Annotated in this window: 22 protein-coding genes and 1 tRNA gene; 13 read left to right on the forward strand and 10 right to left on the reverse strand. The window is 58.8% G+C overall.

Translation table 11 applies throughout. The features are described 5' to 3' along the window. Nucleotides 1-38: 38 nt before the first annotated feature. A complete protein-coding gene (locus IFT98_RS07875; protein ID WP_192047980.1) occupies nucleotides 39-788 on the reverse strand; it encodes an ABC transporter substrate-binding protein in 750 nt (249 codons plus the stop codon). Nucleotides 789-803: 15 nt separating this feature from the next. Further along, nucleotides 804-1577, reverse strand: a complete 774-nt coding sequence (locus IFT98_RS07880; protein ID WP_122714459.1) for an ABC transporter ATP-binding protein — start codon at nucleotides 1575-1577, stop codon at nucleotides 804-806. A gap of 590 nt (nucleotides 1578-2167) precedes the next feature. Between IFT98_RS07880 and gabP the strand changes: the two genes are divergently transcribed. Beyond that, nucleotides 2168-3556 carry a GABA permease gene (gene gabP / locus IFT98_RS07885; RefSeq protein WP_192048252.1) on the forward strand — a complete coding sequence of 463 codons (1389 nt, stop codon included), beginning with the start codon at nucleotides 2168-2170 and terminating at the stop codon, nucleotides 3554-3556. Between the two features lie 36 nt (nucleotides 3557-3592). On the opposite strand, the gene IFT98_RS07890 is transcribed toward gabP, so the two are convergent. Beyond that, entirely contained in the window at nucleotides 3593-3814 is a 222-nt protein-coding gene (locus IFT98_RS07890) for a hypothetical protein (protein WP_192063050.1), read from the reverse strand. 566 nt (nucleotides 3815-4380) lie between these two features. Here IFT98_RS07890 and IFT98_RS07895 point away from each other — a divergent pair. After that, a complete protein-coding gene (locus IFT98_RS07895; protein ID WP_192047981.1) occupies nucleotides 4381-4887 on the forward strand; it encodes a hypothetical protein in 507 nt (168 codons plus the stop codon). Nucleotides 4888-5526: 639 nt separating this feature from the next. Here the strand turns inward: IFT98_RS07895 and IFT98_RS07900 are convergent. Continuing rightward, nucleotides 5527-6621, reverse strand: a complete 1095-nt coding sequence (locus tag IFT98_RS07900; RefSeq protein ID WP_192047982.1) for a hypothetical protein — start codon at nucleotides 6619-6621, stop codon at nucleotides 5527-5529. Nucleotides 6622-6928: 307 nt separating this feature from the next. On the opposite strand from IFT98_RS07900, the gene IFT98_RS07905 reads away from it, so the two are divergent. The 5 genes from IFT98_RS07905 to IFT98_RS07920 all read left to right on the forward strand — a co-directional run bounded on the left by IFT98_RS07905 (nucleotide 6929) and on the right by IFT98_RS07920 (nucleotide 9905). Next, a complete protein-coding gene (locus IFT98_RS07905) occupies nucleotides 6929-7459 on the forward strand; it encodes a hypothetical protein (protein ID WP_192047983.1) in 531 nt (176 codons plus the stop codon). A gap of 183 nt (nucleotides 7460-7642) precedes the next feature. After that, complete coding sequence (locus IFT98_RS07910) at nucleotides 7643-8194, forward strand: Rha family transcriptional regulator (RefSeq protein ID WP_192047984.1); 552 nt, start codon at nucleotides 7643-7645, stop codon at nucleotides 8192-8194. Then, the gene (locus IFT98_RS21220) at nucleotides 8191-8352 is read left to right on the forward strand and encodes a gp19.5 family protein (protein WP_446730818.1); all 162 of its coding nucleotides are present in this window, start codon (nucleotides 8191-8193) and stop codon (nucleotides 8350-8352) included. The genes IFT98_RS07910 and IFT98_RS21220 overlap by 4 nt, the downstream gene beginning before the upstream one ends. Nucleotides 8353-8407: 55 nt before the next feature. Then, on the forward strand, nucleotides 8408-8911 hold the full coding sequence (locus tag IFT98_RS07915; RefSeq protein ID WP_192047985.1) for a hypothetical protein: 504 nt from the start codon (nucleotides 8408-8410) through the stop codon (nucleotides 8909-8911). Nucleotides 8912-9275: 364 nt separating this feature from the next. Then, nucleotides 9276-9905, forward strand: coding sequence for a recombinase family protein (locus IFT98_RS07920; RefSeq protein ID WP_192047986.1), 630 nt, complete (start codon nucleotides 9276-9278; stop codon nucleotides 9903-9905). 210 nt (nucleotides 9906-10115) lie between these two features. Here the strand turns inward: IFT98_RS07920 and IFT98_RS07925 are convergent, their stop codons facing one another. The 6 genes from IFT98_RS07925 to IFT98_RS07950 form a co-directional block, all read right to left on the reverse strand. Beyond that, nucleotides 10116-10979, reverse strand: coding sequence for a toll/interleukin-1 receptor domain-containing protein (locus tag IFT98_RS07925; RefSeq protein WP_192047987.1), 864 nt, complete (start codon nucleotides 10977-10979; stop codon nucleotides 10116-10118). 209 nt (nucleotides 10980-11188) lie between these two features. Continuing rightward, on the reverse strand, nucleotides 11189-12910 hold the full coding sequence (locus IFT98_RS07930; RefSeq protein WP_244650909.1) for a site-specific integrase: 1722 nt from the start codon (nucleotides 12908-12910) through the stop codon (nucleotides 11189-11191). A gap of 105 nt (nucleotides 12911-13015) precedes the next feature. After that, a tRNA-Phe gene (locus IFT98_RS07935) sits at nucleotides 13016-13091 on the reverse strand. 92 nt (nucleotides 13092-13183) lie between these two features. Beyond that, nucleotides 13184-13456, reverse strand: coding sequence for an oxidative damage protection protein (locus IFT98_RS07940; RefSeq protein WP_043191657.1), 273 nt, complete (start codon nucleotides 13454-13456; stop codon nucleotides 13184-13186). Continuing rightward, nucleotides 13456-14520 carry an A/G-specific adenine glycosylase gene (gene mutY / locus IFT98_RS07945; RefSeq protein WP_192047989.1) on the reverse strand — a complete coding sequence of 355 codons (1065 nt, stop codon included), beginning with the start codon at nucleotides 14518-14520 and terminating at the stop codon, nucleotides 13456-13458. The genes IFT98_RS07940 and mutY overlap by 1 nt, the downstream gene beginning before the upstream one ends. Further along, nucleotides 14517-16745: an AsmA family protein gene (locus IFT98_RS07950; protein ID WP_192047990.1), complete on the reverse strand. Its 2229-nt coding sequence runs from the start codon at nucleotides 16743-16745 to the stop codon at nucleotides 14517-14519. The genes mutY and IFT98_RS07950 overlap by 4 nt, the downstream gene beginning before the upstream one ends. 407 nt (nucleotides 16746-17152) lie before the next feature. Between IFT98_RS07950 and IFT98_RS07955 the strand changes: the two genes are divergently transcribed. The 6 genes from IFT98_RS07955 (at nucleotide 17153) to hisF (ending at nucleotide 22117) form a co-directional block, all read left to right on the forward strand. Next, the gene (locus IFT98_RS07955) at nucleotides 17153-18811 is read left to right on the forward strand and encodes an OFA family MFS transporter (protein ID WP_122480567.1); all 1659 of its coding nucleotides are present in this window, start codon (nucleotides 17153-17155) and stop codon (nucleotides 18809-18811) included. 186 nt (nucleotides 18812-18997) lie between these two features. Beyond that, nucleotides 18998-19591, forward strand: a complete 594-nt coding sequence (gene hisB / locus IFT98_RS07960; protein ID WP_043191647.1) for an imidazoleglycerol-phosphate dehydratase HisB — start codon at nucleotides 18998-19000, stop codon at nucleotides 19589-19591. Continuing rightward, nucleotides 19591-20229 (forward strand): imidazole glycerol phosphate synthase subunit HisH, encoded by a 639-nt coding sequence (hisH, locus tag IFT98_RS07965; protein ID WP_192047991.1) that lies wholly within the window; start codon nucleotides 19591-19593, stop codon nucleotides 20227-20229. Before hisB ends, hisH begins: the two co-directional genes overlap by 1 nt. Then, nucleotides 20229-20486, forward strand: a complete 258-nt coding sequence (locus IFT98_RS07970) for a DUF2164 domain-containing protein (RefSeq protein ID WP_122714466.1) — start codon at nucleotides 20229-20231, stop codon at nucleotides 20484-20486. The genes hisH and IFT98_RS07970 overlap by 1 nt, the downstream gene beginning before the upstream one ends. A 42-nt stretch (nucleotides 20487-20528) precedes the next feature. Then, nucleotides 20529-21266, forward strand: a complete 738-nt coding sequence (gene hisA / locus IFT98_RS07975; RefSeq protein ID WP_192047992.1) for a 1-(5-phosphoribosyl)-5-[(5-phosphoribosylamino)methylideneamino]imidazole-4-carboxamide isomerase — start codon at nucleotides 20529-20531, stop codon at nucleotides 21264-21266. 80 nt (nucleotides 21267-21346) lie between these two features. Further along, a complete protein-coding gene (hisF, locus tag IFT98_RS07980; RefSeq protein ID WP_043191638.1) occupies nucleotides 21347-22117 on the forward strand; it encodes an imidazole glycerol phosphate synthase subunit HisF in 771 nt (256 codons plus the stop codon). Nucleotides 22118-22127 lie beyond the last annotated feature (10 nt).

Below are 22127 nucleotides of genomic sequence, written 5' to 3' on the forward strand. Positions count from 1 at the left end.
GCGGGCATCGGCCGTGTAGGCCGACGCCCGCCGGGCTGTCAGAGGATGCTGAAAGGGAAGTACTTGTCGTTGATCTTCTTGTAGGTACCGTCGGCAATGATTTCCTGCAGCGCGGCGTTCAGCTTGTCGCGCAGGGCATCGCCCTTGCGCACGGCAATGCCGATCTTGTCGCTTTGCTCGACCGCGTCACCCTTGAATTCGAAATTCTTGCCGGCGTCGCTCTTGAGCCAATCGTAGCTGGCGTACTTGTCGGCCAGGATGGCGTCGAGGCGGCCGCTGCTCAGGTCGAGAAAGGCGTTTTCGGAGGTGTCGTACAGCTTGAGGTCGACATCCATGCCGTACTTGTCTTCCAGCCAGGTGCCGGACAGGGTCGCGCGCTGGGCGCCGATGATCTTGCCCTTGAGGCTGTCGCCGTCGGTCTTGAAGTCATCGCCCTTCTTGGCAATGAACTGCAGCTTGTTGCTGTAGTAGGGGTTGGTGAAGTCGACCACTTCCGAGCGCTCGGGGGTGATCGACATCGACGACACCAGGAAGTCGAACTTCTGCGACTGCAATGCGGGAATGATGCCGTCCCAGTCGGAGGTGACGATTTCGCACTCCACTTCCATCTTGGCGCACAGGGCCTTGCCGATGTCGACGTCGAAGCCCACGACCTGGCCGCTGGTGTCCTTGTTGTTGAACGGTGGGTAGGCCGCTTCCACGCCCATTTTCAGTTTTTCGGCAGCCATGGCGGCGCCGTTGACCAGCAGTGTGGCGGCAACCGCCAGGAAGATTTTCTTCATGCTCATATTGTTATTGCTCCGTTAGCGGTTGCTGGACATGAACTGCCTGCAGCGCGCCGACAAGGGGTTGTCGAATACTTGCTCGGGCGTACCCTGCTCTTCCACCAGACCTTGATGCAGAAACACCACCTCGCTGGAGACCTGCCGGGCAAAGCCCATCTCGTGTGTCACCAGCAGCATGGTACGGCCTTCTTCGGCCAGGTTGCGAATAACCGCGAGTACCTCTTGGACCATTTCCGGATCCAGCGCCGAGGTCGGTTCGTCGAACAGAATAACCTTGGGCTGCATGGCCAGGGTGCGGGCAATCGCTGCACGTTGTTGCTGGCCGCCGGAAAGCTCGTTCGGATAGGCGTGGCGCTTGTCGGCGATACCCACCTTGGCCAGCAGCGCCTCGGCTACTTCGATCGCTTCGGCGCGGCTTTGCCCCAGTACGCGGCGCGGTGCCTCGATGATGTTGTCGAGCACGCTCATGTGCGGCCACAGGTTGAAATTCTGGAAGACGAAACCGATCTGGCTGCGCAGCCGGTTGATCTGGCGGCTGTCGGCAGCAATGAGCTCGCCGTTGCGGGCGGCCTTGAGCTTGAGCGCTTCACCGGCCACCAGGATTTCGCCCTGATGAGGGTTCTCCAGCAGGTTTATGCAGCGCAGCAGGGTCGACTTGCCGGAGCCGGACGAACCGAGGATGGAAATCACCGCGCCGTCATTGGCGGCCAGCGATATGCCCTTGAGCACGTCCAGTGCACCGTAGCGCTTGTGCAGGTTACGGATTTCCAGAGCGGGCGTGGCCTGAGCCATGTGCGGTCCTCATATAGGCGGGTGCGGCCTGTCGTCACCAAAGTGAACAGCGAAGCGCAAAGCTAGCATAGCGCGGATGGCGAGGCTGGACTTGCAGCTTGTGTCCGATCTGCCTGGCGCGATGTGCGAAGGCACCGCAGCAGGGACGTCGGACGGGCAGGGCGCGATAAAAAAGGCGCGATGTTGCCAGTTTTGCCCAGAGGAATAAAGCGCGAATGCGGCTTGAATGTGGCAACGCGATAAGAGGGAGGTCGCACGAAGTTGCACCTGAGCCACGCAGTGCCCATGCAAAAGTTGCGCCTTTAGGTTGCACTGTTTTTGTGCGAAGGTGTTACCGGCGTCGTTTTTTGGTGCGGCATATCGCCCCACGCTGAGTAGTTCGGTAATGCGTCTCAGCTCGCAAGGCAAACCTCAACAGATTCAATCTGTTGGCACGAATGCCCGAGAGGTCCGTTTCAGGGCGGCAGGATATACCTTGGTACAATTTGGCGCAATTTTTGCGTAAAAGATAAGGAACGGGGTGTAGCGGACTTTGCACAAGGCTCGCGATCACCGCCGGACAGAACGCTATTCTTCGCAAAGGTAGTTTTATGAGTACGCAGAATTCCACAGGTCTCGCTCAGGGACTCAAGCCGCGTCATGTAACTATGTTGTCGATCGCCGGTGTCATTGGTGCCGGCCTGTTCGTAGGTTCCGGGCACGCCATCGCCGCTGCCGGCCCTGCCGTGCTGCTGGCCTATGCTGCTGCCGGCAGCCTGGTGGTGCTGGTCATGCGCATGCTCGGTGAAATGGCCGTTGCCTCGCCGGATACCGGGTCGTTTTCCACCTACGCCGACCGTGCCATCGGTCACTGGGCCGGTTTTTCCATCGGCTGGTTGTACTGGTGGTTCTGGGTGCTGGTGATTCCGCTGGAAGCCAACGCCGCCGCCTCGATCCTGCATGCCTGGATTCCCGGCGTTTCGCATTGGGTGTTCGCGCTGTTGATCACCTTGGTGCTGACGGTGACCAACCTGTTCAGCGTGAAGAACTACGGTGAATTCGAATTCTGGTTCGCGCTGATCAAGGTGCTGGCAATCATTGCCTTTATCGTCGTTGGCCTGGGCGCCGTGTTCGGCTTCATGCCCAACAGCCAGGTCAGCGGTGTCAGCCACCTCACTGACACCATGGGCTTCATGCCCAACGGGCTGGGTGCCGTCGTCGCCGCCATGCTGACCACCATGTTCTCGTTCATGGGCACTGAGATCGTCACCATCGCCGCCGCCGAATCGAAGAACCCAGGTCAGCAGATCTCCAAGGCCACCAACTCGGTGATCTGGCGGATCTTCCTGTTCTATCTGGTTTCGATCTTCCTGGTGGTTGCCCTTGTGCCGTGGAACGACCCGCGCCTGGCCGAGCTGGGCTCGTACCAGACCGTTCTCGAGCTGATCGGTATCCCCAACGCCAAGCTGATCGTCGATATCGTGGTATTGGTTGCCGTGACCAGCTGCCTGAACTCTGCGCTGTACACCGCGTCGCGCATGCTGTTCTCCCTCAGCAAGCGCGGCGACGCGCCTGCTGCCGCGCAGAAAACCTCGAAGTCGGGTACCCCGTCGGTGGCCGTGCTGATGTCCACCGCGGCCGCGTTCGTGGCCGTGATCGCCAACTACGTCGCCCCAGCGGCGGTGTTCGACTTCCTGCTTGCCACCTCCGGCGCCATCGCGCTGCTGGTGTACCTGGTGATCGCCGTGTCGCAACTGCGCATGCGCCGCAAGCGCGAGTTGGCCGGTGAGAAGATCGACTTCAAGATGTGGCTGTTCCCCGGCCTCACCTACCTGGTCATCCTGTTCATCGTCGCGGTGCTCACCACCATGGCCCTGCGCGAAGACCACCGCGTGGAAATCCTCGCCACCGGTGGCCTGGCCATCGCGGTGGTCGCCGCCGGGCTGATCGTCTCCAGCCGCCGCAAGGCCGGTAATGCGCGAGTTGCGCTAAGCCGCTGATCGATTGGACCGCTGGAATGCAAAGGCCGCTNCGTGTCAGCCGCTCAAGTTATCCAGTTCCCTCGCTTCGGAATCGCTTGTCCGCGCCTTGGCAGGTGGTTTGAGGAACGCTTGTTTCCATTCCGGCCACTGCTCGACCTTCCGCCGGCACAAGGCAAGGTGGTTGAGAAACGCCTGCTTCTTCGAAGTCATGGCTGACTCCTCGCCGATTGACTCCAAAGCGGGCGAGAGGTGTTCGGACTTTTGATCGGCATGCATGCTGACTCCGTGTGCTTGCTCTTGATCCGTCCTTTGATCGTTGGGTGGCTCCCGGTGTTTATCGAGAGATAAGCGCGAAGCCTGAAAGATAGCCGATGAGCCTGTAGGGGGGGGCAGACGTGAATAGGTTCGAGAGGTAACAGCATGTGTGAGCATGGCAGGGGTATAAGGAGGCCACCCAGCCCCCAAATCCCGCCCAATAAAAAACCCCTGAATCTTTCAATTCAGGGGTTTCTCGGTATTAGTGGTGCCCAGAGACGGAATCGAACCGCCGACACGGGCATCAGTGCCGTAAACCCAATGAAATCAAGGGGTTTAGGCCCCTTCGATGTCGCGAAGTGTACCCGTCCTGTGTACTCATATCAATGACCACACCACCCATGCGCCCCCAAGAGGCTCTTTACGAAACAGGGTGACCATTGGATTCGCATAGGGCCTTAGGTACGCTGCCTTGCGGGGGCATTTGTCGGTTACTGGTCACTGCATAGCCTTGGCAATTCGTGTGATGGTCTGATCGCGCTCTTCCTCACTTAGCGGTCTGGCGTGGCACAACTATGGAATTTTAGATGGACGCAGTTGAGGAAGCAGTTGAGAAACCAGTCGGGAAGCGCGTAACGCGGCTCAGTTTTATGTTCGCTCGCCGTGACCAGAAGCAGGCAGAGCGCATTACTTACAGTATCGGACCAATCGACTCCGGTGAGCGAATCGAGAGTATGTGGTGTGACATCTCCTCTGATTTTCTTACGATTACCATGATGGTGACACCCAAGGACCCTGCTGCTGGTATGTCCCGATCAGCGCATGAACTCACCTCGATCATAAAAAGAAGCCACCCGGATCAGCCCATAAAATCGCCCAAGGGCAGCCGTCGCAAGCAGAATCCCAAAGCCGATAGCGGAGAGGAAGTAGCCGAGATGGAAGCAATCTTGAGGAAATTGGCGGCTCAGGTTGAGAGCATTTCCGAGCTCAACGTCGTCTTCCGAATCAACGATATTTCAGGGTCCGATAGACCTTCAAATCTACTCCCCCCATGGGACAAAAAGAGCCTATCGGTTGCAGGCTTGAAGAGGTAGCTGAACGCAACTTTATGGGCATCGAGCTGGACGGTCTGACCGGCCACCCTGAGCACGACCTTTTGTTCGTGGCGACACAGGTGGCCCGTGCGGCTGGCTTGAAGAACCCGAGCATGGCGGTTCAGGGAATGCACAGCAAGGAAACCGGCGTGAAGCTCCAAGTGGGCACGCTATCCCTAAGTTTGAAACATAGGGATGGCCGGGCAGTCCCCTCGAACTCGTGGCTATTCGATCGCCTCGCGTATACACGATGCTGATGCGTGGGCGTGCTCCTTAATCTGAGCCGTTCCGTAAGTGGTCACTGAGGAGGTCCTGCCGACCATCCGCAAGACCGTTCGTTACGACGCTGAACAGTCCACGAATCCAATCGAACAGGGCGTGATGGATGAGCTTAAGGCACTCCGTCAGTACTTCGCGGGCCTGAAGGCTTTCTTGCTGCAAGCTGAGGGCGTTCCAGCTGCGTTCGCTCAGGCGATCATTGGGCACTCGCAGACGGTGGCCTACGACGCATACGGCTCAGGCGTACCCGTAGCGATCTGGCAACGGTTCTCAAAGGCGTCTGGTCACCTGATGGCGCATTTGCTACGGGAGCATTATGACGAGAGAAGCCTCTATCCAACTGAAGTCGAGATGCCTTTCTCAGCTAAACTTTATATCACCGATTACATCATTGGGCGTTATCAACGGCATTTCCGGGAGAACTGGAGAGACCCTTGAAACAGAGTTTGCGATAGCCCCGAGCTGCTGCATACAGACATGTGCATACTCTAAAGAATCCCAAGAGTCCGAAGTGTTTTCCAAGATATTTTTCAGCCGCGCAAATCCTAACTCAGGATCCTTAAAGTACTGCCCCGTGACACGTTCTTTAGTCAGCTGGGCCGGATCACCTGGGAGTGGTAACTTTATCGCTGGCAATAGTTCCCCATGTGGCATCTCAAAAGTGCGAGTGACGGCAAACAATGTTCTGCCCGCGTTTGCTAAGGGAGCCACATGGACTACTAAATCTCTGTAGGCTCCAAGCTCAAAAAGCCATTGACCTGACTCAGCTGAGGCTCGTAGCTCCTTACCTGCGGGGTCTGTAGGCGGTAATCGCTTCCACCTTTTCAAGAGCCCACTCAGAGTAGTTATTTTGGGAGCATCAGAGTCCAAAGGTTTTATCACCACCTCAGAATAAAATTCCGACAAGTAATCTCTAAGCACGCAAGCATCGACAAGAAAGGACTGCAACGCCAGATAGCACAAAGAAGTATATCCATCAAGAAACTGCTTATCGGGCAAAAATGGCTTCTCACGCAGACGACTATTTAATTGCTGCTCGTAGACCTCCGAAAGCTGCCGAAGCCTCCACTCGCAGGCTCTAAGCTGATGTGCAATCCGCGAAGCTATATCGCAAAGTAATCCACTACGCTGCTTAAACGCCGAATGAGCTATAAACGACCATTCATTACATTGATCATTACATAACCATAATGGGTGTCCAGCAATATTCAATGATCGCCACTGTGGCGGATTCAGACCGCTAACCTCGTCACTTGTAGTATAAAAGTCGCACCCAATAACTTTGAGACCCAGACTTTTAACCTCTGAATATAAGCTCCCAAAGCTTTTCAAGGTAATAACAAGACCTCGATCGCTAACCATTTTCGGGCGACAAGTTGTCTTAGGATCACCGCCACTGAGAATCCGAACACCGCCCTGCAAATGAAGCTCTCGCAGCACCATAGGCCATTCCATTTAGCCGCCCTCTGTAGTTGCGTCAGGTTAATCTTGGAAAGATTGCACTTACCACTACTCGTGTCAAACGCTCACACTCACACTCACACTCACACTCACACTCACACTCACACTCACACTCACACTCACACTCACACTCACACTCACACTCCCACGATACGAATAGGCGCGGCGCGTTCTGAGTCGAGCCTGAGCAAATGAGTGCATCTGGTGCTGCTCTACAACCCTTGTAAACCGTGGCCTCCAAAACTCCTCACTTTACCCGGAACGACACCCCGTCGGACCGAGAACTGATGAGGGCAACGAAATGATGTACCCCGATGAGTATCTGGACTACGAACGATGGGCGAACAAGCGCCGTAATGACCCGACACTCTTCTTTGATGCCTGCAAGGCCGCTCAGTGGACCCCGCCGGAGGCTGAAGGAGAACCTGAAGCCGTATCGGGAGAAGCAGCAACCAAGGAACATGCCACCGCGAACCCCCAGCGAGGCAGGCCAAGGAGGAGCACAACAAACCCGGTCGCTCACCGTATGAGCCTCTTGAGCTTTGAAAGACCTCATTGGCTGGACAGCATTATCTATGGATCAACCGCGACAGCCGCTGGTGTGAGCGCTGGTAAGCTCAATGTGCGGCCCGGTTCGGTCATCGCAGCAATGCACCTCAAGGACATTTCAACGGCAGCTGTAAAGACCCCGATGATTTCTGAGCGGACAGCGCAAGCGGTCGCGAAAGCAGCACGACACGCAATCCACGGAGTCTCCAGTTACTTGGATCGTTACCCAGCGATCAAAGCAAAACTGGACCTTGAGCTGAGCTACGATCTGACCGCTGATTAAACGTAGGGAATAGAAAGGTAGATCCCAAGGACCGCTGAGCATCTGAAAGGTCAATACCTCGATTCGTAAAAGTGATCGCTGGTGGACGTATGGGGCAGCTCAACCACGCCGTTCTCTTGTCTGGGGTCTGGATGCTCGGCTGTGGGTGCGACCTGAAGGGCGCTGCCAAAAGGAGAACAGACAATGAACATGACCAAGAACGACACAGCTTCTATCTTCGAGAAAATTACCCAGGCTGGAGTGGTTAGCCCAACGACCCTAAACGGCCTGCCTGGAATGTCTTCGTTGGAGATCGCTGAGGTGACCGGAAAGAGCCACAAGCATGTCCTTCGCGACATCAAGAAAATGCTCAAAGAGATCGGTCCACATTTGGGCCAATGTCAATTCGTCGATACTCAAGCTCCTGATGGCTATGGTCGCTATCAGCCATTGATCGTCCTCGACAAGGAGCTGACTTTTACAGTCCTAACGGGCTATAGCGCTACACTACGTCTGCTCATGAGCCGCCGCTGGTTGGAACTGGAGGGAGTCGGTTTTGAACGTGTACCTGTGCGAGAGGCCATCGTTCATCTCGTGGAGCGCGAGAAGGATAATTACCGCGAAGCTATGCGGCTGATTAAACGTTCCCCTCAAACTCTGGGACCTGCGGCCAAAGCTCACCTCGTTGAGAAGGCAGAAAGGGAGAAGGTAAGCCGACGTATTCGAGCCAACATCAACGCCGCTGGGGGGCAGTGAAACCCTTCATAGCGGTTATCCGTACGCTGGCGACTCACCGTTCCACCTACAGATTCCTTGGGCTCCTTCTGGTGGCCTTTGGGGTCAGTCAGGGCGGGCCTCTTCTGGAGAGCCTTGGGAATGTCGTCTGCGTCGTACTGGGCGGGTGCGGTGAGTAGCATTAGGATGCATCAATCCGGCTACAGCCACCGTTCCCCAAGAGGATGTCCGTAATTGGAATTCAACGAACATTATTATTTCCTTCGAATGTATTCGGTTGACCTGAATGCAGCCGCAGAGGCGTTGAAGGTCTTGAAGCGCTACAGGCGCCCTGAAGTCAGACATGCTCTGCTTCGTGATCTTATAGTCACGTACGTTCGACCCTTTTCGGGAAACCAAGGTAAAGGCACCAAGCACAGACTAAAACCCGATGGTCATGTGCCCACGGACATGCGCTCGCTCCACGACGAACTCGTACGTGTCCGAATGCAGCAATTCGCACACACAGATTTGAGCTATTACACCCCCGTAACGATGGCCTTTCGGGGTTCGAATGGTGAGTTCCACGGATACGGGATGATGTTCAAAGGCTACGACTACGCAGCATTGCTCCGAAAGCTACCGGATATCGCTACGCTCATTAGGGCTGTAGAGACCAGCGTGAACGATGAACTAAGGCGGGAGGAAGAGATTTCGGGAACTGATGGACCGCCCGTGCCGGTCCCGCCAAATCCTTAGGGCCTTGGGAATTTGGAGTAAAAATCTGAGTGACCACCTCAATCTGGGCGCACTCGCGCACTTCCCCCGTGCCTACCCTCGCATGAGCCTTAAAGCGGATGTCTTGGCCCTTACCACGAGCCCGTTCGCGCCTCCAGATGAAGGCCTTGGAAAGGATCAAGGATTGATCACGATTTGACGGTCATTGGTAGTCAATCTCCTCCTCTAAGTGCAGGGGTCGAAGGGCTTGATTTCGTAGTTCTTGGGGTATGCCTTAGCGACCACGTCTGGATGTCTGGACGATTGTGGTTGTTTAGCAGGTGTTGACCACTGTAACGACCACGTCTATAGTGACCACACCTAAACGACTACAGGGCTCCTCTCGATGTTCATCCGTGCTTACCTTCGGGCCTCCACCACTGACCAAGATGCCCACCGAGCTAAGGACCAGCTCACAGCCTTCGCACAGGATCATGGGCAGCGGGTAGCGGCCTACTACATCGAGAACGAGAGTGGTGCCACCCTTCAGCGCCCTCAGCTATTCCGTCTGCTGTCAGATGCACATCCCGGTGATGTCCTCTTGGTCGAACAGGTAGACCGGCTTTCTCGCCTCACGGAGGCCGACTGGCAAAAGCTCCGGGGGATCATCAAGGACAAGGAGGTCCGGGTGGTTTCGCTCGACCTGCCGACTTCACACCAGTTCGTGGGCCAAGGAGCTGGAGCCGCTGACAGCTTCACATCCAGAATGCTTGGGGCCATCAACGATATGCTCTTGGATATGCTTGCAGCCGTCGCCAGGAAGGACTATGAGGATCGTCGCCGGCGCCAGCTCGATGGCATCAGGAAGGCCAAGGCTCAAGGAGCTTACAAGGGCCGAAGCGTGGATCAAGACAAGCACCAGCGGATCATGGAATGCCTTCAAAGGGGAATGGGTATACGAGAAGCCGCGAGGGCGACCGGAGCAAGTACGGCAACAATTCAGCGCGTCATTAAACTCCAAACTGCATGTACCTGAAGGCTATGCCCTCGCAGTGGGATAGCTACAGCCCCAGAAAGTGCTTCGCACGGGTGGATAGTAGTGGTAGTAGCTGAGCGGTGCTTGACACAGTGCACATAGCTGTTTGGAGCTAAGTTACTCTTCAGGCCAGATCATAGCGGGTGTTGGGATATCGTAGCTCGCTACGCTTTTATATGGTTGCGAGCCACTGAGATTCTCTCTTGAATTTTAAATGGACGATCGTTCTATTGAGTGTATTGTTTCTTCGATGCGCTCAATGACTTCCTGGATGTCATGGCGATAATTGCTATAATCTGATTTCAGGTGGATGTATTGCAAAGGTTCGAATATTCCCTTGATCATCCGAGGCATATCTTGGTTTAGTCCAATCTCTTCTATGTGTCGGCAAAGTTCCAAGATGTGCCGAAACGAATGAAGCATTGCGGAAGGATCGATCTGTTCTGCTCGGTCTGCGATTTCAGCCCTGTCCGCGCGCTCTATTCGGCGGGATTTGGAAGTAGTAGAAGAGTTTAGGCGCGCAAGTTGTAAGATTTCTTCCAGTATCTCACGTTCGGGCCGCGTGGAGGCCGCGCCCACGGGCTTGGCAGCGTGGCGCTCCAGAATCTTAGTCACCTTTTCGTTCAGCCTTGGCCACCACATGTCGAACACGGATGTCAGAACATTGTCCTCCAGTCTTTGCTCACCGAGCCCTGAATTTAGGGTTTTCATCAGTTTTCGAATTTCAGACTCGTTGAACGGTGACGCCTGAAACTGTACTAATGGCCCCTCTAAGTCGGCATTGTCTACACCGAATAGGACTGGGCAAACACGGGACGCATCAATTCTTTTAGAGAGAGCGCCAGCTTCAAACATTATCCACGGTTTTAGTAGGTTCTCTTTAGTTAGGCAAAATATTCCATAAGATGAGGTTTCGAGTTCTTGTGCGATATCCTTGCTCCAGCGCGCACCTTTTTCAATATCATTTGGAGTAAAGAAAGGCTTTACACTTTGGAGTACGGCAGGCAGCCAGTCGCGGAGGGCTTCTGCAAGTTCACGGCTCAGTTCACCAGACCAACTCAAGAAAATCTTCATTATAACTCCTTGTATGACAGTATTTGATACGGATGAGGATGGGGTTGATCGCGAGAGTTCTTAGTTATAGTAGGCAGTCTGCGCCCCAAAACGGGCTCAACCGCGCTGCGGCTGGCATAGTGCCACTTGAAAGGCTGCTGGTACAAGCTAATGGTCAATTGGCAGAATCCCAATTACCTGACCGTATCTGTAGATAGTTTGGGAATCGCCTACCGCAAAAGCCCTGCAAGATGAGCGATGCTCGGCAGGCGGCTCAATTGCTCGTACTGGGTCTTCAGCAAGTGACGTTCACCGTAACGTCGACTCACAGACCCATCATCGTGCCCAGTGATTGCGTCATGAGTTTCCTCAGGAATCCCTGAGGTACGGCACATAGTCTTGAAGCTATGGCGGAATCCATGCGAGGGGCTTACAGGTGTCTCAAGCTCGGCAACGTCACGCAGGTACACGCCCCATCGTTTCCCAAAGTTATGGCCGTACCATCCTGTAGGGTTGGGCTTGAGGGCCGGGAAGAGTTGGCCTGAGGCGGGTAGACCATCGACGTAGCCCAAGAAGCCAAGGTCGATGATGTCTTGGTGGATAGCAACCAAGCGGTGACTACCCTTGGTCTTCAAGGTCCTGTCGTCATCCGCCCCGTCCTCAGAGATCCCAAGAAGGTCCAAATACCAGATGCCGTCTTCGGACTTGCGGACCTCATTGGCTTTCATCTGGGCAATCTCCTCCCTTCGTGCGCCCGTGTAGCAGAGCAAGAGAGGTAACCACTTCCAAGCTTCTCCAAACGAGGCCCGAGGGGCGATCCATTTCCCCTTGAAGAGCGGGCTTGAGAAGACCTGAATGAGTTCCGCTTGGGTGTAGCGTTTGCGAGTGGCTGTGCGCGATTGCTTGGCGCTCGCCTTGCGCAGGGACTTCGTGATGCCCGAGGCGACCACTGGGTTCTCTGTGATGTATTCCATCTGCACGGCGTAGGCAAGGACCGAGGAAAGGCCCATCAGCTTGTTCTTGATCGTTGCGCTACTCAGCAAAGGCAGATCAAGCTGTTTGGCTCGGGCAATCTGCTCGTGTGCGTTGAGCCCTTTGAGGCCCTCGCCCTTGGATGGCAACTGACGAAGCAGATTGTAGAACTCTTCAATCGTCCTGCGCTGGATTTGCTTAACTGGGAGGTCGCCAAGCAGCTCAATGAAGCGGACGGTAGTGGTCTGATACTCCCCTGCGGTCTTCTCAACGTCACGCTTCCCATCACCCATGTGACGATGATTCCTCGCCCAATGCTCAAAGACCACGGACAGGGTCTCGCTCGGGCTCGCTGCCTTCGTCTTGTCGATGCTCAAGGGTGCTTCGTGAGGCAACTCAAAGACCGCAGAGTAGTTGCCGTAGTGGCGCTTGTAGGCAATCTCAGACAGCTCCAGATACTGCCCTAAGAATGCTTCGTACAGATACTTGTGGAATGGTGTGCCGGGCAAAGGCATTGGCAGTGAAACCTTCGCCAGCTCATCGGCTACCGTTTGATCGAGGTGCTGTCGAGCGCGTGGTTCCAGACCATCAGGGCCCAGAAGGGCTTTCGGGTTTCTGACGCTGAAGTGATCGCGCAGGGTCTCGTGGCCTAAATCATCCGAGCCGATGAGATATCCCTCAAATCGTCCGGTTGATTCCATGTGGTCAAGCTCGCCCTTCGCCCATCTTGCAGCGAGCTGGATGGCGTCTTGAAGGGTAGGGGTGTGAGTGCCGGAAACCTGAAGGCGAGTGTTCAGGAAGATTTCTTCAGATAGACCCCATGCGGCAGCGAAGAGGGTCTTGGCCTCTCGGGCATCTTTGGTGCCCAGCGAGCGCTTGTGAAACTCACCTGCGTCTGGAAGGAACGGCTTGATGTCCTTCGGGATACGGCGGCGGATGTAGTAGGTCCCGGTGCGGGGATCTTTCCAAGGTTGTGCCATAAATCCCATCGTGTACCCGCCATGTGTACTCATGCGTGACGGGTTACAGCTACTCCAGATAGTAAAAACCCCCGAGACCTTGCGGAATCAGGGGTTTTCGGTATTTGGTGCCCAGAGACGGAATCGAACCGCCGACACGGGGATTTTCAATCCCCTGCTCTACCGACTGAGCTATCTGGGCAACGGGGCGCATTAAACTGGTTTTTCGACGGGTCGTCAAGCGTGATGTCGAAAAAAATTTTAATCATTACCGTCGCTTACGATTTTGCTGGGTTATTCGGCGGGTGGTACGTAGCCGTCGGCCTTGGCGTATTCCTCGCCGGACAGGTACTTGTCCATTTCGCCCTGAAGGAATTTGCGGTCTTCGGCGTTCATCATGTTCAGGCGGCGCTCGTTGATCAGCAGCGTCTGGTGTTTCTGCCAGTCGCCCCAGGCTTGCTGGGAGACGTGGTTGTAGATGTCTTCGCCCTTGGCGCCGGGGTAGGGGGGGCGTTCCAGGCCAGGCAGTTCTTCTTTGTACTTGCGGCACAGTACGGTGCGGGTCATTACAGATCTCCTGCGTTCAAGGCGTCGGCTGCGTGTTGCAGCAGCTTCTTCACCGGGGCTGCAAGGCCCAGGCGCGGCGGTGTGGCGAGGTTATACCAGAGCCAGTCGGCCTCGGCCACGTGGTGGGCGGTCTGTTCGACCTGCACCAGCCAGGGGTCGATGGCCAGCTGGAAATGGCTGAAGGTGTGCGTCAGGGCCGGCAACTGGCGGCGACCCAGCAGGTGCAGTGCGTGCTGATCGGCAAGGTGGTCGAGGTCACTCAGGTCGTCGAGCTGAGGAAGGCTCCACAGGCCGCCCCACAGGCCTGTCGAGGGCCTGCGGTAGAGCAGGATGGCGCCGTCGCGGTTGGCGAGCAGGGGCATCAGCGTCGCGCGCTGCGGAATGGTCTTGCGCGGCTTGGGTATCGGGTAGCGGATTTCCAGGCCGAGCATGTGCGCCTCACAGCTCTTTTCCAGCGGGCACAGCAGGCAGCTGGGCTTGCTGCGGGTGCACAGCGTGGCGCCCAGATCCATCATTGCCTGGGTGTAGTGGTTCACCCGGGTCTGCGGGGTCAGGCGTTCGGCGGTGGCCCACAGCGCCTTGGCCACCTTCGGCTCGCCTGGGTAACCTTCCTGCGCGGTGTAGCGGGCGAGCACGCGCTTGACGTTGCCGTCGAGGATCGGCGCGCGCAGGCCCATGCTGATGCTGGCAATCGCGCCGGCCGTGGACAGGCCGATACCGGGCAGCTCGACCAGCTTCTCGACGTCGCGGGGAAACTCGCCGCCGTGCTCGGTCATCACGATTTTCGCGGTTTTCTGCAGGTTGCGCGCGCGGGTGTAGTAGCCCAGCCCGGTCCACAGGTGCAGCACTTCGTCTTCCGGCGCCTCGGCCAGCGCCTGCACCGTGGGCAGTGCGGCCATGAAGCGGTCGAAGTAGTTCAGCACTGTGCTGACCTGGGTCTGCTGCAGCATGATTTCCGATACCCATACCCGGTATGGGTTGATGCCCTGCTGCCAGGGCAGATCATGCCGGCCATTGCGGTCGTACCATTCCAGCACGGCGCTGGAAAACTGCTCGGGGCTCATCGGTTGAACAGACCTCGCAATGCGTCTTTGAGTTTTGGATCGACCTTGTCGCCCAGTTTTTCTTCGAGCTTCTCGTCGATCTTGTCGCGAATACGGTCGCCGGCCAGCTTGGCGGCGACCTGACCCAAGCCGTCACGGTCGATCCGGCAGGCTTTGGCGCCCATCTCCAGCGGGCCGCGGCAGCGCAGCGGCAGCTCGACGCCGACGAAGCGCTCGCCCACCTGGCAGGCCGGGTCGGCGCTGGTGCCTTGTTCGCCGTCGACCACCACACCAATGCGGTAGTCCATGCCCAGCACGCGCAGATCGACGTCGCCGTTGCCCTTCACGGTCAGGCCGGGGATGCGCACGAGCAGGTCCTGGTTGCTGGCCACACCGTTACGGAACACCAGGCTGCCCTTGAGCTCCTTGAACGGCGTGTCCTTGCCGCGCGGTTCGCCGTTGAGCGTTTTGCGGTTGAGCACCGAGATGCCGCGGCAGATCTGCTGCTCGAGGTTGGCGTTGACCAGCACGCCGTCGTTGAGGACGAAGCTGGCGGTACCGTTGAGCGATTCGACCAGTGCTTTCTGGCTGTTGCCTGAACCGCTGAGGTTGCTGTTGAGGTTCAACAGGCCGCGCAGCGGTGGGTTGGCGTTCTGCGTCTTGATGAAGTTTTCAACGGGCACCTTGTCGATGCGTGTCTGCAATGCCAGCACCGGCATGTCCGGGCGCACGTCGAGCGTGCCCTGGGTGTTGAAGCTGCCGTTGTAGAGGCCGCCTGCTAGGGTCTGCAGGGTCAGCATGCCGCCCTGGCCCTGCGCCTTGAGGGTGGCGTTGTGCACAGGCAGGCCCTTCAGGGTCAGTTGGCCAATGGTCAGGTCGGCCTGCACGTCCAGGGCGCGCAGACGCTCCACAGGCAGCAGGCGGTCATCGCTCCAGGCGCCGCGGGTCGGGGGTTCAGGCAGCGGTGATTCGCCCGAGGCGACTGCGGCCGCTTCGCTGTTCTGCACTTCGGCCTGGCGCGCCGCGCTGGCATTGGCGGCCTTTTCGGTCTTGGTCGGCAGGTAGCGATCGGCGTTGAAGGTGTCGCCCTTGAGCTGCATGCGCAGGGCCTGGCGGGCAAAATCCTCTACGGCGATGCGGCCGGTGAAGGTGCTGTCGTCCAGTTTCAGCGTCAGGTCTTCCAGGCCAAGGCTGTCGCGGGTGCCCTGCAGACGGCTGACCAGCTCGAACTTGCCCAGGCTGCCCGCTGCCATTGCCGGCAGCGGTTGGCCGATGCCGTCGAAGAAGGCGCGCAGGTCGAACTCGGCAATCGACAGGCCGCCGGTGAGCTGAGGGTTGCTGTCCAGATTGCGCACGCGCAGTTCGCCCAGCGCGCGCAGCTGATTGGCGGCCAGCTTGAGGCCGGTCCATTCGGCGACGTTGGCGGACTGGTCGAGCAGCAACTGCCCCTGCGCGCTGAAGGTCACGGTCTTGCCCTGCAGCGGGTCGCCCGAGGCTTCACCGCTCAGGCGCATGTCTTCGAGCTGGTAGCGCTTGAGCACGCGGTCGAAGCGAAGCTCGCCGGCAAGCTCCGTGCGTGCCCGCACGACCGGCTGGTTGGTGCCCAGGAAAGCGGTCAGTTTCAGCGGAATGTCTGCGCCTTCATGGACGGCGCCGGTGCTCAGCTGGATGCTTTCGGCGGTGTACATGCGGCCTGTGCGCACGTCGTTGTACTGCACGCGGGCGTTGTTCACGGTCAGGCTGTCGATGTCGAGCTTGACCGGGCGCGAGGGCGCCTGCGGTTTGCCCGGCTCGGTGACTGCCGGTGCGTTCGGGTCGGTGGCGTCGGCCGTGGTGGCGGGCAGCGGCTTGCCGATGTCTTCCCAGTTGCCGTGGCCGTTGGCATCACGTTCCAGGGACAGGTTCAGACCTTCGACCCGTACGTCGCTCATCTGCACTTCCTTGCGCAGCAGCGGCAGCACGCGCACGGACAGCCCGAGCATCTGCAGGTCGGCGAAGGGCGCCTTGGGGTTGGCAAGGGTGGCCACGCTGGCGTCGTGCAGTTCCAGACCCAGCCATGGGAACAGGCTCCAGCCGATGTCCCCGTTGAGGGTCAGCTCGACGTGAGCCTTGTCCCGTGCCAGTTGGCGAATCTCGTCCTTGTAGTCGTTGGGGTCGAACAGGTGGGTGAGGGCGAAGCCCAGGGCCACCAGAATCAACAACAGACCGAGAATGCACAGGCCGAGGATTTTGCCGAACGCTTTCATGGGCGAGTCCTTTAGTCCGAATTTTGGAAGTTAGCGGGAGAGTATAACGTTGTGCGACTGGCGATGTGGGCGGTCCGTCGGTGCCATTTCACTAGGCACCTACGGCTGCTTCATCCGGGTAGCCCAAGGGCTTTGGGGCGCGGGTTTCGCCGGTCCGTCAGGCGACTGCAGAGCCATCCAGGAGGATTTTGCCAACCACCCGGCAGTTCATCGCAATAAAGGGATAGCAGTTTGCTTCCATTGGTTACATCTAGTGGTAATCTCCGCCCCTTCAACTGTCCGCTGCGACTTTATGTCGCGATTTGCCAAGTGCTGCCGATAAAACAATCGATCGCCAAAGCGCGTGAAGAATGTGGGCGCATTTGTGTGCAGACAGCTGAACTACAAAAATCAACGGGGGTTACAAAATGAGCAGTAGTCTTTCGGGCGGCGGCGTGGGTGCCCAGCCAGGATTCCTGTCCAAGGAGCGGATCATCGCCAAGCCTGGCTTCAACCGCTGGCTGGTTCCACCAGCGGCGTTGGCCATTCACTTGTGCATCGGCATGGCGTACGGTTTTTCGGTGTTCTGGCTGCCATTGTCCAAGGCGATCGGTATCACCGCGCCAGTGGCGTGCGCGCCCGACATGAGCTTCTTCAGCCAGGTATTCTCATCGTCCTGTGATTGGTCGGTGTCGATGCTGAGCTGGATCTACACACTGTTCTTCATCTTCCTGGGCTGCTCGGCAGCCATCTGGGGCGGCTGGCTGGAACACGCCGGGCCGCGCAAGGCCGGTGTGGTTTCGGCACTGTGCTGGTGCGGTGGTCTGGTCATTTCCGCGTTGGGTATCTACACCCACCAGATCTGGCTGATGTGGCTGGGCTCGGGCGTGATCGGCGGTATCGGCCTGGGGCTGGGCTACATTTCCCCGGTATCGACCCTGATCAAGTGGTTCCCGGACAAGCGCGGCATGGCTACCGGCATGGCGATCATGGGCTTCGGTGGCGGCGCCATGGTCGGCGCACCGCTGGCAGCGGTCCTGATGGGTCATTTCGCCTCGCCTACCAGCGTCGGCGTGTGGCAGAGCTTCCTGGTGATGGCGGCGATCTACTTCGTCTTCATGATCGGCGGCGCACTGTCCTACCGCGTACCGCCTACCGGTTGGAAGCCTGAAGGCTACGTCGCTCCGGCGAAGAAGGCCAAGGGCATGATCACCAACCGCCACGTGCACGTGAACGTGGCCTGGAAGACCCCTCAGTTCGCCCTGGTGTGGCTGGTACTGTGCCTCAACGTTTCCGCAGGTATCGGCATCCTCGGCATGGCTTCGCCGCTGCTGCAGGAAGTGTTCGGCGGCAAGCTGCTGGGCGTGGACCTGGCGTTCAACCAGCTGGACTCGGCGCAACTGGCGCAGATCGCTGCCATCGCGGCGGGCTTCACCGGCTTGCTCAGCCTGTTCAACATCGGTGGACGCTTCTTCTGGGCGTCGTTCTCCGACTACATCGGCCGCAAGGTGACCTACTTCGTGTTCTTCGCCCTGGGCGTGGCACTGTACGCCTCGGTACCGACGCTGGGTCATTCGGGTAGCATCGCGCTGTTCGTGGCAGCCTTCTGCATCGTGCTGTCGATGTACGGCGGCGGCTTCGCCACGGTTCCGGCCTACCTGGCCGACCTGTTCGGCACGCAGATGGTCGGCGCCATCCACGGTCGCCTGTTGACCGCATGGGCCGTGGCCGGTGTGCTGGGTCCGGTGCTGGTGACCAACCTGCGTGACTACCAACTGGCGCAGGGTGTTCCCCGCGCGGCCGTGTACGACACCACGTTGTACATCCTCTCCGGTTTGCTGGTGCTGGGTTTCATCTGCAACGCGCTGGTGCGTCCGGTGGCCGACAAGTACTTCATGACCGATGCCGAGCTCAAGGCCGAGCAGGCGCTGGGCCATGACAAAGGTGCGGACGGCACGACCGTGCTGGAGTGGAAGGCCAATCCGGCTTCCAAGCCACTGGCCATTGCTGCCTGGCTGGCCGTAGGCATTCCGCTGGCGTGGGGTGTGTGGGTGACCCTGCAGAAGACGGCGGTGCTGTTTCATTGATGTAGATGCTTGAATCGGCGGTGGCCCGTTCGCGGCCGATGACCGCTCCTACGACATCCCGTAGGAGCGGTCATCGGCCGCGAACGGGCGCACCGCCAATCCCCCTCTGAACCTCTCTGTTCCCGTTTCCCGCCTGCGTGCCTATAATGATCACCTTTTTCGCCCAACGATTTTGCGGAGCTGGTGATGGCCGAACGTATCGCGTTCGTCGAGCGCAACACTCTGGAAACCCAGATCAAAGCCTCGATCAACCTGGATGGCACCGGAAAGGCCCGATTCGATATCGGCGTTCCTTTTCTTGAGCACATGCTTGACCAGATCGCCCGGCACGGGCTGATCGACCTGGACATCGAGTGCAAGGGCGACCTGCACATCGACGACCACCACACCGTGGAGGACGTCGGCATCACCTTGGGCCAGGCATTCGCCAAGGCCATCGGCGACAAGAAAGGCATCTTTCGCTACGGCCACGCCTACGTCCCGCTGGACGAAGCGCTGTCGCGCGTGGTCATCGACTTCTCCGGCCGCCCCGGCCTGCAGATGCACGTGCCCTACACCCGCGCCACCGTTGGCGGCTTCGATGTCGACCTGTTCCAGGAGTTCTTCCAGGGATTCGTCAACCACGCCAACGTCTCCCTGCACATCGACAACCTGCGTGGGCACAACACCCATCACCAGATCGAAACCGTGTTCAAGGCCTTCGGCCGCGCGCTGCGCATGGCCGTCGCGGTCGACGAACGCATGGCCGGGCAGATGCCGTCGACCAAGGGCGTGCTCTGATGCAGACCGTCGCGGTAATCGACTACGGCATGGGCAACCTGCACTCCGTGGCGAAGGCTCTGGAGCATGTCGGTGCCGGCAAGGTGCTGATCACCAGTGACGCCAATGTCATTCGTGAAGCCGACCGCGTGGTCTTTCCCGGTGTCGGCGCCATTCGCGACTGCATGGCTGAAATCCGCCGCCTGGGCTTCGATGCGCTGGTGCGCGAAGTCAGTCAGGACCGTCCTTTCCTGGGTATCTGCGTTGGCATGCAGGCCTTGATGGAGCACAGCGAAGAAAACGCCGGCGTCGACTGCATCGGCGTGTTTCCCGGCAAGGTGCGCTTTTTCGGCAAGGACCTGCACGAAGGTGGCGAGCACCTGAAGGTCCCGCACATGGGCTGGAACGAAGTGCAGCAGGCGGTGGATCACCCGCTGTGGCACGACATTCCCGACCTGGCGCGTTTCTACTTCGTGCACAGCTATTACATCGAGGCCGGCAAGCCGGGCCAGGTGGTGGGGCGCGGCCATTACGGTTGTGATTTCGCCGCGGCACTGGCCGAAGGGTCACGTTTCGCCGTGCAGTTCCACCCCGAGAAGAGCCATACCCATGGCCTGCAGCTGCTGCAGAATTTCGCAGCCTGGGATGGACGCTGGTAATGGCCAAGGCCAGCAAGCCGCCCATTCTTAGCCTGACCCCGGAGCAGGAGAGCGAAGCGGCCGAGAAGATCAAGCGGTTCATGCGTGACCGCTTCGATCTCGACCTGGGTTCGTTCGAGGCCCTCGAGGTGCTCGAGCTGTTCACCCGCGAAATGGCTCCACACTATTACAACAGGGCGATTTTCGATGTGCAGGCGCACCTCAGCGAGAGGTTCGAAAGCATCGAGAGCGACCTGTGGGCGCTCGAGAAGAACTGACTTCCGAGCATCGCCGTTCACCGACTTCGAAGGTTTTTGCAGATGCTGATTATCCCCGCTATCGATCTTAAAGACGGTGCCTGCGTGCGCCTGCGCCAGGGCCGCATGGAAGATTCCACGGTGTTCTCGGACGATCCGGTGAGCATGGCCGCCAAGTGGGTCGAGGGCGGCTGCCGTCGCCTGCACCTGGTCGACCTCAACGGCGCCTTCGAAGGCCAGCCGGTGAACGGCGAAGTGGTCACTGCCATTGCCAAGCGCTACCCGCACTTGCCGATCCAGATCGGCGGCGGCATCCGCTCGCTGGAAACCATCGAGCACTACGTCAAGGCCGGCGTAAGCTACGTGATCATCGGCACCAAGGCGGTCAAGCAGCCCGAGTTCGTCGCCGAGGCCTGCCGTGCATTCCCCGGCAAGGTCATCGTTGGTCTGGACGCCAAGGATGGCTTCGTCGCCACCGACGGCTGGGCGGAAGTGAGCACGGTGCAGGTCATCGACCTGGCCAAGCGGTTCGAGGCCGATGGCGTGGCGGCGATCGTCTACACCGACATCGCCAAGGACGGCATGATGCAGGGCTGCAACGTGCCCTTCACCGCTGCTCTGGCGGCCGCGACCAAGATCCCGGTGATCGCCTCCGGCGGTATCCACAACCTGGGCGACATCCGTGCCCTGCTGGATGCCAAGGCGCCGGGCATCATCGGCGCCATCACTGGCCGCGCCATCTACGAAGGCACCCTGGACGTCGCCGAGGCCCAGGCATTCTGCGATTCGTACAACGCGTAACGGCTGGACGCGGCCCCCTGTAGCAGCGGCGCAAGCCGCGTCCGCCAGCACCTCGCTCCCCATCCAATCGGAGATTCCTCATGGCCCTGGCCAAACGCATCATCCCCTGCCTGGACGTGGACAACGGCCGAGTGGTCAAGGGTGTCAAGTTCGAGAACATCCGCGACGCCGGCGACCCGGTCGAGATCGCCCGGCGCTACGACGAGCAGGGTGCCGACGAGATCACGTTCCTGGACATCACCGCCAGTGTCGACGGCCGTGACACCACCCTGCACACCGTCGAGCGCATGGCCAGCCAGGTGTTCATTCCCCTGACCGTGGGCGGCGGCGTACGCACGGTGGCGGATATCCGTAACCTGCTCAATGCCGGTGCGGACAAGGTCTCGATCAACACGGCTGCGGTGTTCAACCCGGAGTTCGTCGGCGAGGCGGCTTCGCGCTTCGGCTCGCAGTGCATCGTGGTGGCCATTGATGCGAAGAAGGTCTCAGGGCCCGGCGAAGAGCCGCGCTGGGAGATCTTTACCCACGGTGGGCGCAAGCCTACCGGCCTGGATGCCGTGCAATGGGCGCAGAAGATGGAAGGCCTGGGCGCGGGTGAGATCCTGTTGACCAGCATGGACCAGGACGGCATGAAGAACGGCTTCGACCTGGGCGTGACCCGCGCCATCAGCGACGCGTTGGGCATCCCGGTGATCGCCTCCGGCGGGGTGGGCAACCTGCAGCATCTGGCCGATGGCGTGATCCAGGGCGGCGCGAGCGCGGTGCTGGCCGCCAGTATCTTCCACTTCGGCGAGTACACCGTGCCCGAAGCCAAAGCGTTCATGGCCAAGCAAGGCATCGTGGTCCGCTGACCCCGTAGCA

It is taken from the genome of Pseudomonas sp. CFBP 8770 (assembly GCF_014841705.1).
Classification (GTDB): domain Bacteria; phylum Pseudomonadota; class Gammaproteobacteria; order Pseudomonadales; family Pseudomonadaceae; genus Aquipseudomonas.